Genomic DNA, 17,769 nt, shown 5'->3' with positions numbered 1-17,769 from the left:
TTAATGACCGCGCAGTTTTTGTTGCAGCAGTTTCACTTGCTCTGCCACATTCAGCAAGCTGGCTTCTATTTTCGCCAACCAAGAGGACGGCGTGAACAAGCAAGGTTGATGCTGACTGAATAACCGCCGTTGTTCAGCCAGGCTATTTTCCAGCTCTGCCAACTCCAGCAGCAACTCAGGCGGCACAGTGGCGGTGGAAGCCCCAGGTTGTGACAATATTGATGGCTGGCGGCTTACATCCAGAAGCGTGATATGTAGCTGATCGTCAATCTCTGCATCAATAGATTGGGCATAACCGACACCATTTAATTTGGCGCGTAAAATCCCCCCCTTATTAAGCCATTGAGTTAGCGCCTCTTTTTCTATTTGCAGATGATTGACCTGCATATCATGCAAACTGAGCGGTTTTTGCAGAAACAGGGTTAGGGTGCTGTCTGTGAGATGATCCGGCAGAGAATATTGCGGTTTACGGCTGAACATTCCGCTTTGCTTGGTCACTGTCAGTGCTTGATGGTCACTTTGCTGTTGCTGGTGCTTCAACCATTGGCTATTAATATGCTGGAGCTTCATTAATAAGTTTTGCTGCTGGTATCCTTGCTCCGTTAGCAATTGTTCAAGTTGTTGTTGCAGCAATTTTAGCGAACTCAGGTCATGCCATAAGCAATCTTTCAGCAAGATTAAGTCGATGGGGGTTACTTCATCCCGACCACTGAAAAAGGCGCTGGCTTGCAGTAAGCGCAGGGCTTTTTTCCACCGTCGGTCAGAGACATACGGCGCTTTTTCTTGCGCACTGAGTTGTTGACGTAACTGAAAAATAAGCTCAAAACAGTTATCTGGTAGGGCCATTTTGTCTATCAATGGCTGCCACTGATAAAATTCTTCATCACTGATACTAAGATTTTCAGCCACCGGATTATGATTTTCATTCTGGCGGCTGAGTAGCAAAGAACGGAAGTTTTGTTTTTCTTGTACGCGATCCAGCCATAGGCGGATCAGCATTCGGTCATAAAGCGCTTCCAGACTGCTGTCTGCATCCGGCAACTCATTTGAAGCCGTCACCAACAAGCGCATAGGAATACTGTCTTCCCGATCACCATTACGAAAGCGCCTTTCATTAATGGCGGTCAGTAAAGTATTCAGAATAGCCGGGCCGGCTTTCCAAATTTCATCCAGAAAAACGATTTCAGCTTCCGGCAGATAACCTCCGGTCATGCGCTGATAGCGCCCTTCTTCTTTTAGCGCTTGAATAGACAGTGGGCCAAACACTTCTTCCGGCGTAGAAAAACGAGTCATCAGATATTCAAATGCCCGGGCATTGCGGAAAGCAAATTTTAGGCGGCGGGCAATCAGGCTTTTGGCTATCCCCGGCGGGCCAAGTAGGAATACACTCTCGCCACTGAGGGCGGCTAATAAACACAAGCGAATAGCCTCCTGTCTTTCATACAGGCCACTCTCAAGGGCACTGCTTAAACGGGAGATTCTTTCAGCTAATTGTGATGATTGCGCCATAATTGCTCTATATGTTCCGTTAGTTGATGAATTTTTACCTGATCAGTAGGAATAAATCCTCTTTTTCTTCATAAGATAGCTCATTGATTAGTAATATTTTTATATCATCGGCTATTTGTAGTCGATCTATTTCCGCTCTTTTCGTTGCTTGATTTAAGAGTAGGCAATCTATTGAAATGGTGCATACTGTGCGCCTTTTGGTGGGCGTCAAGGGACACAGAACCGATTATTTCGGTTCTCAAACGTACACATCAGGTTATGGATGTTCTAGCAAAAAGAAATCAATTATGAGCACAGAACATAAACAGTCTTTATCGGCGGTAACCCTGGCAGCAATAGGGGTCGTTTATGGTGATATTGGTACCAGCCCACTCTATACCTTGAGAGAGTGTTTTTCTGGTCATTACGGTTTTGATGTGCGTCCGGATGTGGTATTTGGTTTTTTATCACTGATTTTCTGGATGTTAATTCTGATTGTCTCGGTTAAATATCTGACCTATGTCATGCGCGCGGATAACGCCGGTGAGGGGGGTATTTTAACCTTGATGTCTTTGGCTGGGCGTAATACCTCTTCCAGAGCCACTTCAATTTTGGTGATCCTCGGTTTAATTGGCGGCAGTTTCTTTTATGGTGAGGTGGTCATCACCCCGGCAATATCGGTTATGTCGGCCATTGAAGGGCTGGAAATAGCCGCACCCGCACTTGATCCTTATATTGTCCCCTGCTCTATTGCCGTGTTAACCCTGTTATTTGTGATTCAAAAACACGGGACTGGTAGCGTCGGTAAATTGTTTGCCCCAGTGATGTTGGTTTGGTTCTTGACCTTGGCATTGCTGGGGTTACGCAGCATTATCGCCAATCCGGAAGTGCTGGCTGCACTGAATCCTAAATGGGCAATAAGCTTCTTTACTGAGTATAAATCTGTTTCGTTCTTTGCTCTTGGCGCGGTAGTGCTGGCAATTACCGGGGTGGAAGCCTTATATGCGGATATGGGGCACTTTGGTAAATTTCCTATTCGGTTGGCTTGGTTTACCGTGGTGCTACCCTCATTGGTGCTGAATTATTTTGGCCAGGGCGCGTTATTACTGAAAAATCCAGAAGCCATCAAAAACCCCTTTTTCCTGCTCGCCCCTGACTGGGCATTGATTCCATTATTAATACTGGCAACATTGGCGACCGTCATTGCCTCGCAGGCTGTCATCTCTGGCGTATTTTCTCTGACCCGGCAAGCCGTTCGTTTAGGTTATTTACCGCCGATGCGCATTATTCATACCTCAGAAATGGAATCTGGTCAGATATATATCCCGGTGATTAACTGGACACTGTATCTGGCGGTGGTATTAGTGATTGTTGGCTTCGAGCGTTCCAGTAATTTGGCTGCCGCTTACGGCATCGCCGTGACCGGTACCATGGTCATCACCAGTATTCTATTCTGTATCGTGGCGCTGAAAAACTGGCACTGGAACCGCGTCTTTGTCGGCTGCTTGCTGGTGGTCTTATTGATTATTGATATTCCAATGTTCTCCGCCAATGCCCTGAAATTGTTCTCCGGCGGTTGGTTGCCACTGTCATTGGGCTTAGTGATGTTTATCATCATGACCACCTGGAAAAGTGAGCGTTTCAGTTTGTTGCGCCGTATGCATGAACACGGTAATTCACTGGAAGCGATGATTGCTTCATTGGAGAAGTCACCACCGGTACGTGTTCCCGGTACGGCGGTGTATATGTCGCGGGCGATGAATGTTATTCCATTCGCGTTGCTGCATAATCTTAAGCATAACAAAGTATTACATGATCGGGTGGTGTTGCTGACACTGCGAACTGAAGATGCGCCGTATGTCCATAATGTTAATCGCGTGACCATCGAGCAGCTCTCACCGACTTTTTGGCGCGTCGTCGCCAGCTATGGTTGGCGCGAAACCCCGAATGTGGAAGAGATTTTCCATCGCTGCGGTTTGGAAGGCTTACCTTGTCAAATGATGGAGACTTCATTCTTTATGTCGCACGAGTCGCTCATCCTAACCAAGCGGCCATGGTATCTGTTCTTGCGCGGCAAGCTATTTATTGCCCTCAGCCGTAATGCGCTGCGCGCCGCCGATCAGTTTGAAATCCCGCCGAATCGGGTGATTGAATTGGGCACACAGGTAGAGATTTAACGTAGAAGGCCGTTAATCATAACGGCCTTTTTCACATTCATCATTCCCGTTTTTCATTTGTTCAGCGAAACGTTTCGATGGCGATCACAATTCTACCAAATTGGGTTTGCCTTCTGCTGCCATTTTTCTAAACTCAGTATCAGCGAAACGTTTCGCTGCTGGAGTCGAAAATGAAAAAAGGCGCATTACTGAATTCTGATATTTCTGCTGTTATCTCCCGCTTGGGCCATACCGATCAGATTGTGATAGGTGATGCGGGGCTGCCAATACCGGCAACCACCACACGTATCGATTTGGCACTGACTCGAGGCGTTCCTGGGTTCCTCCAGGTTTTTGAGGTGGTAACACAAGAAATGCAGGTTGAGAGTGCCGTCTTGGCGGAGGAGATTATTAAAAATAACCCGCAACTCCATGAAACGTTGCTCGCACAACTATCACAACTTGAGCAACACCAGGGAAACCAAATTGTTTTGCACTATATCAGCCATGAGGCTTTTAAAGAGCAAACCAAACAAAGTCGGGCAGTGATTCGTAGCGGGGAATGTTCCCCCTTTGCTAACATCATTCTCTGCTCCGGCGTAACTTTCTGAGGCGTTTATGCAACCTTTGCTGCAACTGAAAGGGATTGATAAAGCCTTTCCCGGCGTCAAAGCACTTTCGGGTGCTGCGCTGAGTGTCTATCCCGGCAGGGTGATGGCATTGGTAGGCGAAAATGGGGCCGGAAAATCGACCATGATGAAAGTGTTGACGGGTATCTACCATAAAGATGCCGGCAGTCAGCATTTCTTGGGTAAAGAAGTGGTGTTTAATGGCCCGAAAGAGTCGCAGGAAGCGGGAATAGGCATTATTCATCAGGAACTTAACCTGATCCCACAATTAACCATCGCCGAAAATATCTTTTTAGGGCGCGAGTTTGTTAATCGTTTTGGCGGCATTGATTGGAAAAAAATGTATGCCGAAGCCGATTTACTGCTGGCGCGTCTGAATATCAGCTACAGCAGCCATCGGCTGGTGGGCGAGCTTTCCATTGGTGACCAGCAAATGGTGGAAATCGCCAAAGTGCTGAGCTTTGAATCCAAAGTTATCATCATGGATGAGCCAACCGATGCCCTGACTGACACCGAAACGGCCTCTTTATTTAATGTTATTAAAGAGTTGAAAGCAGAAGGCCGCGGTATTGTTTATATCTCCCATCGGCTAAAAGAAATCTTTGAGATTTGCGATGACGTTACGGTGTTCCGTGATGGGCAGTTTATTGCCGAAAAACCGGTTAACACGCTGACTGAAAACTCACTGATTGAGATGATGGTGGGCCGTAAGCTGGAAGAACAATATCCGCGCCTGAATTTACCTCGTGGTGAAAAACGCTTACAGGTCAAACAGCTATGTGGCCCCGGAGTGACAAATGTCAATTTCACCCTCTACAGTGGTGAAATTCTGGGAGTGGCGGGTTTGATGGGCGCAGGCCGCACTGAGCTGATGAAAATCATCTATGGTGCGTTGCCGCGTAAATCCGGCTTTGTCATGTTGGATGGCCGTGAAGTCGTGACTCATTCACCGCAGGACGGTTTAGCCAACGGCATTGTTTATATTTCTGAAGACCGTAAACGCGACGGATTAGTGCTCGGTATGTCAGTTAAAGAAAATATGTCTTTGACTGCATTGCGTTATTTCAGCCGTTCAGGTGGCTCGCTCAAGCATGCGGATGAGCAGCTGGCGGTGGCGGATTTTATTCGTTTATTTAATATCAAAACGCCTTCCATGGAGCAGCCGATTGGTTTGTTATCCGGCGGTAACCAGCAAAAAGTAGCTATTGCCCGCGGTCTGATGACTCGGCCAAAAGTGTTGATTCTTGATGAACCTACCCGTGGGGTGGACGTCGGGGCCAAAAAAGAAATTTATCAGTTAATTAACCAATTCAAACAAGAAGGGCTGAGCATCATTCTGGTTTCCTCGGAAATGCCGGAAGTGCTGGGCATGAGCGACCGCATCATTGTGATGCATGAAGGCCAGTTAAGCGGCGAGTTCTCTATTGAACAGGCTACCCAAGAAGTGTTGATGGCCGCGGCCGTCGGCAAGCGCGATTTATTGGAAAAATAATTTATTTATACTCTAAATAATTCGAGTTGCAGGAAGCCAACGCACATGCGGCTTGAAATATGACGAGTAGAGCAGGAGTAATCAGATATGAGTTCCCAAACTATCAATACCAAGCGCTGGTTCAGTAAAGAATGGTTATTAGAACAAAAATCACTGATTGCGCTGCTGGTGCTGATTGCTGTGGTTTCGTCACTAAGCCCGAACTTTTTTACCCTTAATAATATGTTTAACATTCTCCAGCAGACTTCCGTCAACGCCATTATGGCTGTTGGGATGACGCTGGTTATCCTGACCTCAGGTATTGACCTGTCGGTGGGGTCATTATTGGCGCTGACTGGCGCGGTGGCGGCCTCCATTGTCGGGTTGGAAGTCAATGCGCTGGTTGCCGTGGGAGCCGCACTGGCTCTGGGGGCGTTTATCGGCGGCATCACTGGGGTGATTGTCGCTAAGGGCAAAGTACAGGCCTTTATTGCCACTTTGGTCATGATGCTGTTATTACGCGGTGTCACCATGGTTTATACCAATGGTAGCCCGATAAATACCGGATTTACTGATGTTGGCGATACTTTTGGTTGGTTCGGTATTGGCCGTCCATTTGGTGTGCCGACCCCTATCTGGTTGATGGCGATTGTCTTTATCGCGGCTTGGTACATGCTGCATCACACACGTCTGGGCCGCTATATCTATGCGCTGGGGGGGAATGAATCTGCAACTCGCCTCTCTGGTATCAGTGTTGATAAAGTTAAAATTATTGTTTATTCACTTTGTGGATTGTTAGCGGCATTGGCAGGAATTATCGAAGTTGCCCGCTTATCATCAGCACAACCTACCGCCGGTACCGGCTATGAACTGGATGCAATAGCAGCCGTAGTTCTGGGGGGGACTAGTCTCGCTGGGGGTAAAGGGCGGATTGTTGGCACCCTGATCGGTGCATTAATCCTCGGCTTTTTAAATAACGGTTTGAATTTATTGGGTGTCTCCTCTTACTACCAAATGATCGTCAAAGCAGTCGTTATCCTGCTTGCGGTGTTGGTAGACAATAAAAAGCAGTAGGCTATTTTACTTGCCATTTTGGGCTTGGGCAGTGCTCAGAATCCTCACGTACTTTGTGTACGCTCCGGTTCTTGTGCGCTGGCCGCACCCAAACTGTCTGCGACAATAACGCCTACTAAATTGAATTTGCTAACCCCTACAGGAATTGCGACCATGAAAATGAAGAAACTGGCTACTTTGATCTCTGTTGTTGCATTGAGCGCTACCGTAAGTGCTAACGCGCTGGCAAAAGACACCATTGCGTTGGTGGTTTCCACACTGAATAACCCGTTCTTTGTTTCAATGAAAGACGGCGCACAAAAAGAAGCGGATAAACTGGGCTACAACTTAGTGATTTTGGATTCCCAAAACAACCCGGCTAAAGAATTGGCTAACGTGCAGGACTTAACTGTGCGCGGTACCAAGTTGCTGTTGATCAACCCAACAGATTCCGATGCAGTGGGCAACGCGGTTAAAATGGCCAACCAGGCAAATATTCCCGTCATTACTCTCGACCGTTTGGCTAATGCCGGTACCGTGGTGAGTCACGTGGCTTCTGATAACCGTTTTGGCGGCAAAATGGCCGGTGACTTTATTGCGAAGAAAGTCGGTAGCGATGCCAAAGTGATTCAATTGGAAGGGATTGCTGGTGCATCTGCTGCTCGTGAGCGCGGCGAAGGCTTCAAGCAATCAATGGAAAAAAACAAATTCCAATTGTTGGCTAGCCAACCGGCTGATTTTGACCGGACGAAAGGTTTGAACGTCATGCAAAACTTGCTGACCGCTCACCCTGATGTTCAGGCGGTGTTTGCTCAGAATGACGAGATGGCGCTGGGCGCATTGCGTGCCTTGCAGACTGCGGGCAAAACTGATGTTCTAGTGGTTGGTTTTGATGGCACTGACGATGGTATTAAAGCTGTCGAGAGTGGCAAAATGGGTGCAACTATTGCTCAACGTCCAGACCAGATTGGTGTTATTGGTGTACAAACCGCGGATAAAGTATTGAAAGGCGAGAAAATACAGGCCGTTATCCCGGTTGACTTGAAGTTAGTCACCAAACAATAAAAAAGAAAAGCAGGGCACTACGCCACCGTCGCGGTAATCTGGGCGGTGGCGTCATCTACAAAGGAATAAATACGATGGAAACAGGTAAACTGGTGGTCTTGGGCAGCATCAATGCCGACCATATTCTGAATATTGAGCAGTTTCCACGTCCGGGTGAAACGGTGGTAGGGGAGCAGTATAAAGTTGCTTTCGGTGGCAAAGGGGCTAATCAGGCCGTTGCTGCTGGCCGTAGTGGGGCGAATATCGCGTTTATTGCCTGTGTGGGTGAAGATGATATTGGTGACCGGGTACGCCAGCAGTTAGCCAGTGATAATATTGATACCAAACCCATCGAAGCTGTCGCGGGCAGCACTACCGGTGTGGCGCTGATCTTTGTGAATGGTGAGGGCGAGAATGTCATTGGTATTCATGCTGGTGCAAACTCGGCGGTAACTCCTGAATATCTTGGCCGCTACCAGCAGCAGGTTATCGGCGCAGATGCATTATTAATGCAACTGGAATCCCCACTTGAGACAGTTATCGCCGCCGCCAAATTGGCGAAACAGCATCAAACTCAGGTTATCCTCAATCCCGCCCCCGCCCGTGAACTGCCCGACGAGCTGTTAACGCTGGTGGATATGATTACCCCAAATGAAACTGAAGCTGAGCGCTTAACCGGTGTTCATATTGAGCAGGATGATGACGCAGCGAAAGCCGCGCAAATTTTGCATGATAAAGGTATCGCGACCGTCATTATTACTTTGGGCAGCCGTGGTGTGTGGCTCAGTGAGCGCGGCCAGGGTAAATTAGTTGCTGGGTTCAAAGTGAATGCCGTAGATACTATTGCCGCCGGTGATACATTCAATGGCGCATTACTGACAGCTTTATTGGAAGGCCAATCGATGGACGTAGCCGTCCGATTTGCGCATGCTGCGGCCGCTATTGCAGTGACGCGCCCTGGCGCACAACCTTCCATTCCATGGCGGGCCGAGATCGACAGTTTCTTACAAGACCGGGTATAACTTTGGCCACCATGAAAGATGTCGCCCGTTTAGCGGGCGTATCAACCTCAACTGTCTCGCATGTTATTAATAAAAATCGTTTTGTTAGCGATCCTATTCGCGACAAAGTGCTGGCTGTCATCAAGCAACTCAACTATGCCCCGTCTGCATTGGCGCGTAGTTTAAAACTCAATGAAACTCGGACTATCGGCATGTTGGTCACGGCCAGTAGCAACCCATTTTACGCCGAAGTGGTTCGTGGTGTGGAGCGCAGTTGCTATGAGCGCGGCTACAGTTTGATTTTGTGTAATACCGAGGGTGATATTGATCGCATGAGCCGCAGTATTGAAACTTTGATGCAAAAACGTGTCGATGGTTTGCTACTGATGTGCACCGAAAGTCACCGCCCGTCACAAGATATTCTGCGTTGTTATCCTTCCCTGCCAATCATTATGATGGACTGGGCCCCTTTCGAAGGGGTAAATGACGTCATTCAGGATAACTCTTTATTAGGCGGGGAAATGGCAACCTCGTATTTGATTGCCAGAGGATATACTCGCATCGCCTGTATTGCTGGCCCACAAGATAAAACCCCCGCTAAAGAACGTTTGGAAGGATACCGCCAAGCTATGGAACGCGCGGGTCTGCCGGTGCTTCCAGGTTATGAAGTGGCGAGTGATTTTGAATTTGGCGGTGGTTTGGTGGCCATGAAACAGCTACTTGCATTACCGCAGCCCCCTGAAGCCGTTTTTACCAGTAATGATGCTATGGCGGTTGGGGTTTATCAGGCTTTGCATCAAGCCGGATTATCAATTCCGCAAGATATGGCGGTCATTGGTTATGATGATATTGAAATCGCACAATATATGACGCCACCTTTGACGACTATTCATCAGCCGAAAGATTCCCTCGGCGAGCTGGCCATTGATACACTTATTTATCGACTGAATAACCCGGAAACGGAACCACAAGTTCTGATTCTCACTCCCGAGCTGATAGAGCGCGGGTCAGTTGTAACCCACTAAACTTCACTCTCTACGGGCTGCGTGACTTTTTTCACATTACGGCCCTGAATTAAATTATCGCCATCTTTAGGTTTGAGTAATAAGAACACCACGGATGACAGCAATGTCACCGCACCCATGGTAATAAAGGTGTAGTGGAAGTGATCAATATTATTCCCAACCGACAACCCATCATAAAACCGCAAAACAACTGCACTGATGGCAACGCCAAAGCTAATCGCCAGTTGCTGGGTTACCGCCAAAACACTGTTACCCGAGCTAGCATTGTTATCCGTTAAATCAGCCAAAGTAATCGTGTTCATCGCGGTGAATTGTGTCGACATCGCCATACCCAATACAAACAAGGGCAATATCATCATCCAAGGCGACATGCCCGGTGATTGAAATGCGAATAAAGCAATCAACACACCGATAATGGCTGTGACACCGACCAAAACCGTGCGGTAACCCAATGAACGTAAAACTTGAGTCACGGCTGATTTTGCCATCATCGAGCCAATGGCGGTGGGTGCCATCATGCAACCGGCAATAATAGCGGAATAACCAAATCCGACTTGCAACATCAGCGGCACCAAGAACGGAACACAGCCAGTCCCTAAACGTGAGGCTACGTTACCGGCAATCCCAACGGAGAAAGTTCGGGTTTTAAACAGTGGCAAACCAATCAGTGGATTTGGATGGCCTTTGGCATGGAATATATAGAAGAGCAGCATTAATAACCCACCCAATAGCGCCATGGCGGGTAGGTAGCTGGCAATATCGGGCCGCCCCATGATTTCCAAACTCACGGATATCAAGACTAAACTGCTACCGAACAGCAAGAAACCGATAATATCAAAGGCGCGTTTGGGCATGGTGAAGTCCGGCATATATTTACGGGCATAAAAGATACCCAACAAGCCGATAGGAATATTAAGAATAAAAATCCAATGCCATGTGGCGTAGGTCACCAGCAAACCACCTAATAATGGCCCTATTACCGGGCCAATTAATCCTGGGATAGTGACAAAGTTTAATACCGGTAGTAACTCACTGCGCGGATAAGCCCGAATAAGTGCCAACCGGGCGACGGGCATCATCATCGCGCCACCCACCCCTTGAATCACACGGGACGCCACTAAAAATGGCAAAGAGCCGGAAAGCGCGCACAGTAATGAACCCAGCGTAAATAATGAAACGGCCAAAATGAAAACTCGCCGAGTTCCGAAGCGATCTGCCAGCCAGCCACTCACCGGAATCAACATCGCTACTGTCAGGGTATAACTGATAATAGCCGACTGCATGGTGAGAGGTGAGCGGTTAAGGCTTTCAGCGATTGAAGGGAGTGCCGTATTCAGTATGGTGGCATCCAAAGCCTGCATAAAGAAAGCCATGGCGGCTATCCAAGGGAGGCCAGCCATGCTGCGCGCAGATTTTATCATTGTCCGTCCTGATTATATTGGGTGGGGGTAGCTACCCTCTCTATATATAGATATAAACAACATTTGGCCGTTAGTCTTTCTCTTTTAATAACACCTGACAAGCCAGTAAAGCGCCTTGGCTATTTCCTGCCAGAATGGTATCGACAATATCTTGATGGTGTTGCAGCTTAATCACTTCATCGCCGGTAATCGAACGAAAGTAACTGTGATAAACCGAGCTAAACAAATTAGCGAAAGAGGTTAAAAATGGATTGCCACTGGCTTCATAAATAAGTTGATGAAACTGGGCATCCACTTGAATCCATCTCTCACGATTAAAATGGGCATGCAGCTCTCGCATTTCTGTCATTAATGATGCTAACAGGGCTTTTTGTTTTTCGCTGGCATTGATAGCAGCCAGAGAGCAAGCTTGAGGTTCGAGTGACCGCCTTAATATAAGGAAGTGTTGCATGACTTGATCGAAGTTCTCTTTGGTCATCCACCAGGTCAGTAATTCTTGGTCAAGGAAGTTCCAATTAGTTTGCGGCATAACTCTGGTGCCAATACGGGGGCGCGGTAATAGCATCCCTTTTGCGGCAAGCATCTTTACAGCTTCGCGGACTGCGGTACGGCTAACACCAAATTGCTCCCCCAACTCTATCTCGCCAGGCAATATACTGCCGGCTTCATATTCCCCAGCAAGAATACGCTGGCCAATTTTTTCAGCCAGCAGATACGAGAGATTGCGCTGAGCGGCCTGTTGTTGGGTATTTAGTTGCATGGTGTTTTGTCCTATTTGTCTTCTTATACTTCTATTTTACTCTACTGTTTAACTCGGGTACTGAATGTTTAGCTTAATAATTGTTTAAATTGTGGCCTTTTACCCCATTTTTGCTGAAAAAAAACACGGTTGAAAAGTTTTTTCAAATTAGGGGTTGCAGCCTGTCAGGAACTCCCTATAATGCGCCTCCACTGACCGGGAACAACGAAACATACTTCGCCGGGTCAGGAAGAGAAAAGAATCATTTTGACTTCGAAAGAAAACAAATAAATCCTTGACTCTTCAGCGGGAAAGCGTATTATCTGCCTCCCGCGTTACCGTAAGATTCGCCGAAAGGCAAACGGGTAACGAACGCTCTTTAACAATTTATCAGACAATCTGTGTGGGCACTCGCAAGACGATATCGAAGCCTGTTTCGGCAGGCAGAAGAAATATCAAAGTCTTGAAGAGTGACCAAAGCAGTACACATTTGAACTTCGGTTCGAATGCATATTTGCAGAAAGTAATCTTTGAGCATCGCTATGTTAACTCATAGCAAATCAAACAAATCTTAAATTGAAGAGTTTGATCATGGCTCAGATTGAACGCTGGCGGCAGGCCTAACACATGCAAGTCGAGCGGCAGCGGGAAGTAGTTTACTACTTTGCCGGCGAGCGGCGGACGGGTGAGTAATGTCTGGGAAACTGCCTGATGGAGGGGGATAACTACTGGAAACGGTAGCTAATACCGCATGACCTCGCAAGAGCAAAGTGGGGGACCTTCGGGCCTCACGCCATCGGATGTGCCCAGATGGGATTAGCTAGTAGGTGGGGTAATGGCTCACCTAGGCGACGATCCCTAGCTGGTCTGAGAGGATGACCAGCCACACTGGAACTGAGACACGGTCCAGACTCCTACGGGAGGCAGCAGTGGGGAATATTGCACAATGGGCGCAAGCCTGATGCAGCCATGCCGCGTGTGTGAAGAAGGCCTTCGGGTTGTAAAGCACTTTCAGCGAGGAGGAAGGCAGTCGTGTTAATAGCACGATTGATTGACGTTACTCGCAGAAGAAGCACCGGCTAACTCCGTGCCAGCAGCCGCGGTAATACGGAGGGTGCAAGCGTTAATCGGAATTACTGGGCGTAAAGCGCACGCAGGCGGTTTGTTAAGTCAGATGTGAAATCCCCGCGCTTAACGTGGGAACTGCATTTGAAACTGGCAAGCTAGAGTCTTGTAGAGGGGGGTAGAATTCCAGGTGTAGCGGTGAAATGCGTAGAGATCTGGAGGAATACCGGTGGCGAAGGCGGCCCCCTGGACAAAGACTGACGCTCAGGTGCGAAAGCGTGGGGAGCAAACAGGATTAGATACCCTGGTAGTCCACGCTGTAAACGATGTCGACTTGGAGGTTGTGCCCTTGAGGCGTGGCTTCCGGAGCTAACGCGTTAAGTCGACCGCCTGGGGAGTACGGCCGCAAGGTTAAAACTCAAATGAATTGACGGGGGCCCGCACAAGCGGTGGAGCATGTGGTTTAATTCGATGCAACGCGAAGAACCTTACCTACTCTTGACATCCACAGAACTTAGCAGAGATGCTTCGGTGCCTTCGGGAACTGTGAGACAGGTGCTGCATGGCTGTCGTCAGCTCGTGTTGTGAAATGTTGGGTTAAGTCCCGCAACGAGCGCAACCCTTATCCTTTGTTGCCAGCACGTAATGGTGGGAACTCAAGGGAGACTGCCGGTGACAAACCGGAGGAAGGTGGGGATGACGTCAAGTCATCATGGCCCTTACGAGTAGGGCTACACACGTGCTACAATGGCAGATACAAAGTGAAGCGAACTCGCGAGAGCAAGCGGACCACATAAAGTCTGTCGTAGTCCGGATTGGAGTCTGCAACTCGACTCCATGAAGTCGGAATCGCTAGTAATCGTAGATCAGAATGCTACGGTGAATACGTTCCCGGGCCTTGTACACACCGCCCGTCACACCATGGGAGTGGGTTGCAAAAGAAGTAGGTAGCTTAACCTTCGGGAGGGCGCTTACCACTTTGTGATTCATGACTGGGGTGAAGTCGTAACAAGGTAACCGTAGGGGAACCTGCGGTTGGATCACCTCCTTACCTAACGATACGCATTGCGTAGTGTCCACACAGATTGTCTGATGAATGTAAATGAGCAAGAGCACCTGTTGATGTCGTGAGTTTCGACTCATGCTGATGCGAAACGGTTAGATTTCGGTTTAATCGGAACTTCGTGTCCCCATCGTCTAGAGGCCTAGGACACTGCCCTTTCACGGCTGTAACAGGGGTTCGAATCCCCTTGGGGACGCCAATCCGATAATGTGTGAAAGACATTATCAACTGAATATCTTAAAGATGACTTTACCAAGTCGTGTTTAAGATATTGCTCTTTAACAATCTGGAACAAGCTGAAAATTGAAACAATACAGCTGAAACTTATCTCTCCGTAGATGTACTGAGATAAGGACTAACCTGTATTAGAGTCTCTCAAATAATCGCAACGCAAGTTGTCTGTAAAGACACCTTCGGGTTGTGAGGTTAAGCGACTAAGCGTACACGGTGGATGCCTAGGCAGTCAGAGGCGATGAAGGGCGTGCTAATCTGCGAAAAGCGTCGGTAAGGTGATATGAACCGTTATAACCGACGATACCCGAATGGGGAAACCCAGTGCAATTCGTTGCACTATTGCATGGTGAATACATAGCCATGCAAGGCGAACCGGGGGAACTGAAACATCTAAGTACCCCGAGGAAAAGAAATCAACCGAGATTCCCCTAGTAGCGGCGAGCGAACGGGGAGGAGCCCAGAGTCTGAATCAGTTTGTGTGTTAGTGGAAGCGTCTGGAAAGTCGCAGGGTACAGGGTGATACTCCCGTACACAAAAACACACTTGCTGTGAACTCGATGAGTAGGGCGGGACACGTGACATCCTGTCTGAATATGGGGGGACCATCCTCCAAGGCTAAATACTCCTGACTGACCGATAGTGAACCAGTACCGTGAGGGAAAGGCGAAAAGAACCCCGGCGAGGGGAGTGAAATAGAACCTGAAACCGTGTACGTACAAGCAGTGGGAGCACCTTCGTGGTGTGACTGCGTACCTTTTGTATAATGGGTCAGCGACTTATATTTTGTAGCAAGGTTAACCGAATAGGGGAGCCGTAGGGAAACCGAGTCTTAACTGGGCGTCTAGTTGCAAGGTATAGACCCGAAACCCGGTGATCTAGCCATGGGCAGGTTGAAGGTTGGGTAACACTAACTGGAGGACCGAACCGACTAATGTTGAAAAATTAGCGGATGACTTGTGGCTGGGGGTGAAAGGCCAATCAAACCGGGAGATAGCTGGTTCTCCCCGAAAGCTATTTAGGTAGCGCCTCGTGAACTCATCTTCGGGGGTAGAGCACTGTTTCGGCTAGGGGGCCATCCCGGCTTACCAAACCGATGCAAACTCCGAATACCGAAGAATGTTATCACGGGAGACACACGGCGGGTGCTAACGTCCGTCGTGAAGAGGGAAACAACCCAGACCGCCAGCTAAGGTCCCAAAGTCATGGTTAAGTGGGAAACGATGTGGGAAGGCATAGACAGCCAGGATGTTGGCTTAGAAGCAGCCATCATTTAAAGAAAGCGTAATAGCTCACTGGTCGAGTCGGCCTGCGCGGAAGATGTAACGGGGCTAAACCATGCACCGAAGCTGCGGCAGCGACACTTAGGTGTTGTTGGGTAGGGGAGCGTTCTGTAAGCCGTTGAAGGTGACCTGTGAGGGTTGCTGGAGGTATCAGAAGTGCGAATGCTGACATAAGTAACGATAATGCGGGTGAAAAACCCGCACGCCGGAAGACCAAGGGTTCCTGTCCAACGTTAATCGGGGCAGGGTGAGTCGACCCCTAAGGCGAGGCTGAAAAGCGTAGTCGATGGGAAACAGGTTAATATTCCTGTACTTGGTGTTACTGCGAAGGGGGGACGGAGAAGGCTAGGCTAGCCGGGCGACGGTTGTCCCGGTTTAAGCATGTAGGCGGAGCGACTTGGTAAATCCGGTTGCTTATCAACGCTGAGGTGTGATGACGAGTCACTACGGTGATGAAGTAGTTGATGCCAAGCTTCCAGGAAAAGCCTCTAAGCATCAGGTAACATTAAATCGTACCCCAAACCGACACAGGTGGTCAGGTAGAGAATACTCAGGCGCTTGAGAGAACTCGGGTGAAGGAACTAGGCAAAATGGTGCCGTAACTTCGGGAGAAGGCACGCTGGCATTAGGTAAAGGGACTTGCTCCCGGCGCCGAAGCCAGTCGCAGATACCAGCTGGCTGCAACTGTTTAATAAAAACACAGCACTGTGCAAACACGAAAGTGGACGTATACGGTGTGACGCCTGCCCGGTGCTGGAAGGTTAATTGATGGGGTCAGCCGCAAGGCGAAGCTCTTGATCGAAGCCCCAGTAAACGGCGGCCGTAACTATAACGGTCCTAAGGTAGCGAAATTCCTTGTCGGGTAAGTTCCGACCTGCACGAATGGCGTAATGATGGCCAGGCTGTCTCCACCCGAGACTCAGTGAAATTGAACTCGCTGTGAAGATGCAGTGTACCCGCGGCAAGACGGAAAGACCCCGTGAACCTTTACTATAGCTTGACACTGAACATTGAGCCTTGATGTGTAGGATAGGTGGGAGGCATCGAAGTGTGGACGCCAGTCTGCATGGAGCCAACCTTGAAATACCACCCTTTAATGTTTGATGTTCTAACTCGGCCCCGTAATCCGGGGTGAGGACAGTGTCTGGTGGGTAGTTTGACTGGGGCGGTCTCCTCCCAAAGAGTAACGGAGGAGCACGAAGGTTAGCTAATCACGGTCGGACATCGTGAGGTTAGTGCAAAGGCATAAGCTAGCTTGACTGCGAGAGTGACGGCTCGAGCAGGTACGAAAGTAGGTCTTAGTGATCCGGTGGTTCTGAATGGAAGGGCCATCGCTCAACGGATAAAAGGTACTCCGGGGATAACAGGCTGATACCGCCCAAGAGTTCATATCGACGGCGGTGTTTGGCACCTCGATGTCGGCTCATCACATCCTGGGGCTGAAGTAGGTCCCAAGGGTATGGCTGTTCGCCATTTAAAGTGGTACGCGAGCTGGGTTTAGAACGTCGTGAGACAGTTCGGTCCCTATCTGCCGTGGGCGTTGGAAGATTGAGAGGGGCTGCTCCTAGTACGAGAGGACCGGAGTGGACGAATCACTGGTGTTCGGGTTGTCATGCCAATGGCATTGCCCGGTAGCTAAATTCGGAAGAGATAACCGCTGAAAGCATCTAAGCGGGAAACTTGCCTCGAGATGAGTCTTCCCTGGGGCTTTAAGCCCCCTGAAGGAACGTTAAAGACTATGACGTTGATAGGCTGGGTGTGTAAGTGCAGCGATGCATTGAGCTAACCAGTACTAATGATCCGTGAGGCTTAACCTTACAACACCAAAGGTGTTTTGGTGATTTGAGAGAAATTAAGATTTTCAGCGAAGTTCCGAGATTGGATTGGCTGGCTGTGTGATATTGCATAGCGGGTTAATTGAAACAGAATTTGCCTGGCGGCCATAGCGCGGTGGACCCACCTGATCCCATGCCGAACTCAGAAGTGAAACGCCGTAGCGCCGATGGTAGTGTGGGGTCTCCCCATGCGAGAGTAGGACACTGCCAGGCATCAAATAAAGCCGAGACCCCATGCCAAAAGCGTGGGGTTTTTGCTATGTGG

General features: G+C 48.8%; 10 protein-coding genes, 1 tRNA gene and 3 rRNA genes. 11 read left to right on the top strand and 3 right to left on the bottom strand.

Annotated elements, in window-relative coordinates; translation table 11 throughout:
• Entirely contained in the window at positions 1-1,509 is a 1,509-nt protein-coding gene (ravA, locus tag OP863_RS19715; protein WP_050291914.1) for an ATPase RavA, read from the bottom strand.
• A 287-nt stretch (positions 1,510-1,796) separates the two neighbouring features.
• Here ravA and kup point away from each other — a divergent pair, with 287 nt between their 5' ends.
• The 7 genes from kup to rbsR all read left to right on the top strand — a co-directional run bounded on the left by kup (position 1,797) and on the right by rbsR (position 9,867).
• The gene (kup, locus tag OP863_RS19710) at positions 1,797-3,665 is read left to right on the top strand and encodes a low affinity potassium transporter Kup (protein ID WP_145589124.1); all 1,869 of its coding nucleotides are present in this window, start codon (positions 1,797-1,799) and stop codon (positions 3,663-3,665) included.
• Between the two features lie 170 nt (positions 3,666-3,835).
• A complete protein-coding gene (gene rbsD, locus OP863_RS19705) occupies positions 3,836-4,255 on the top strand; it encodes a D-ribose pyranase (protein WP_038637775.1) in 420 nt (139 codons plus the stop codon).
• Positions 4,256-4,262: 7 nt separating this feature from the next.
• The gene (gene rbsA / locus OP863_RS19700; RefSeq protein WP_145592009.1) at positions 4,263-5,765 is read left to right on the top strand and encodes a ribose ABC transporter ATP-binding protein RbsA; all 1,503 of its coding nucleotides are present in this window, start codon (positions 4,263-4,265) and stop codon (positions 5,763-5,765) included.
• Positions 5,766-5,852: 87 nt separating this feature from the next.
• Positions 5,853-6,818: a ribose ABC transporter permease gene (gene rbsC, locus OP863_RS19695; RefSeq protein ID WP_049558373.1), complete on the top strand. Its 966-nt coding sequence runs from the start codon at positions 5,853-5,855 to the stop codon at positions 6,816-6,818.
• A gap of 153 nt (positions 6,819-6,971) precedes the next feature.
• Entirely contained in the window at positions 6,972-7,862 is an 891-nt protein-coding gene (gene rbsB, locus OP863_RS19690) for a ribose ABC transporter substrate-binding protein RbsB (protein ID WP_038637781.1), read from the top strand.
• A 74-nt stretch (positions 7,863-7,936) separates the two neighbouring features.
• Positions 7,937-8,863 carry a ribokinase gene (rbsK, locus tag OP863_RS19685; protein ID WP_038637783.1) on the top strand — a complete coding sequence of 309 codons (927 nt, stop codon included), beginning with the start codon at positions 7,937-7,939 and terminating at the stop codon, positions 8,861-8,863.
• Between the two features lie 2 nt (positions 8,864-8,865).
• Positions 8,866-9,867: a ribose operon transcriptional repressor RbsR gene (gene rbsR, locus OP863_RS19680; RefSeq protein ID WP_145592011.1), complete on the top strand. Its 1,002-nt coding sequence runs from the start codon at positions 8,866-8,868 to the stop codon at positions 9,865-9,867.
• Here the strand turns inward: rbsR and mdtD are convergent.
• Both mdtD and OP863_RS19670 read right to left on the bottom strand, forming a co-directional pair.
• Complete coding sequence (gene mdtD, locus OP863_RS19675; RefSeq protein WP_145592012.1) at positions 9,864-11,288, bottom strand: multidrug transporter subunit MdtD; 1,425 nt, start codon at positions 11,286-11,288, stop codon at positions 9,864-9,866. The genes rbsR and mdtD overlap by 4 nt on opposite strands.
• 70 nt (positions 11,289-11,358) lie before the next feature.
• Positions 11,359-12,048: a FadR/GntR family transcriptional regulator gene (locus OP863_RS19670; protein WP_038637790.1), complete on the bottom strand. Its 690-nt coding sequence runs from the start codon at positions 12,046-12,048 to the stop codon at positions 11,359-11,361.
• Positions 12,049-12,600: 552 nt separating this feature from the next.
• Here OP863_RS19670 and OP863_RS19665 point away from each other — a divergent pair.
• The 4 genes from OP863_RS19665 to rrf all read left to right on the top strand — a co-directional run bounded on the left by OP863_RS19665 (position 12,601) and on the right by rrf (position 17,717).
• Positions 12,601-14,143, top strand: a 16S ribosomal RNA gene (locus OP863_RS19665).
• Between the two features lie 135 nt (positions 14,144-14,278).
• Positions 14,279-14,354: transfer RNA gene (locus OP863_RS19660), tRNA-Glu, on the top strand.
• A gap of 225 nt (positions 14,355-14,579) precedes the next feature.
• Positions 14,580-17,486, top strand: a 23S ribosomal RNA gene (locus OP863_RS19655).
• A gap of 115 nt (positions 17,487-17,601) precedes the next feature.
• Positions 17,602-17,717 (top strand): 5S ribosomal RNA (rrf, locus tag OP863_RS19650).
• The 16S, 23S and 5S rRNA genes sit together here with 1 tRNA gene alongside, the layout of an rRNA operon.
• Positions 17,718-17,769: the final 52 nt, after the last annotated feature.

Origin of the sequence: Yersinia sp. SCPM-O-B-9106 (C-191) (assembly GCF_026183365.1) — a bacterium.
GTDB lineage: Bacteria > Pseudomonadota > Gammaproteobacteria > Enterobacterales > Enterobacteriaceae > Yersinia > Yersinia rochesterensis.
This window is presented reverse-complemented; position numbering and strand designations above follow the sequence as displayed.

Bases quoted from the DNA above. Each gene is read 5' to 3' on its own strand.
- ravA (WP_050291914.1), bottom strand. From the start codon at position 1,509: ATGGCGCAATCATCACAATTAGCTGAAAGAATCTCCCGTTTAAGCAGT.
- kup (WP_145589124.1), top strand. From the start codon at position 1,797: ATGAGCACAGAACATAAACAGTCTTTATCGGCGGTAACCCTGGCAGCA.
- rbsD (WP_038637775.1), top strand. From the start codon at position 3,836: ATGAAAAAAGGCGCATTACTGAATTCTGATATTTCTGCTGTTATCTCC.
- rbsA (WP_145592009.1), top strand. From the start codon at position 4,263: ATGCAACCTTTGCTGCAACTGAAAGGGATTGATAAAGCCTTTCCCGGC.
- rbsC (WP_049558373.1), top strand. From the start codon at position 5,853: ATGAGTTCCCAAACTATCAATACCAAGCGCTGGTTCAGTAAAGAATGG.
- rbsB (WP_038637781.1), top strand. From the start codon at position 6,972: ATGAAAATGAAGAAACTGGCTACTTTGATCTCTGTTGTTGCATTGAGC.
- rbsK (WP_038637783.1), top strand. From the start codon at position 7,937: ATGGAAACAGGTAAACTGGTGGTCTTGGGCAGCATCAATGCCGACCAT.
- mdtD (WP_145592012.1), bottom strand. From the start codon at position 11,288: ATGATAAAATCTGCGCGCAGCATGGCTGGCCTCCCTTGGATAGCCGCC.
- OP863_RS19670 (WP_038637790.1), bottom strand. From the start codon at position 12,048: ATGCAACTAAATACCCAACAACAGGCCGCTCAGCGCAATCTCTCGTAT.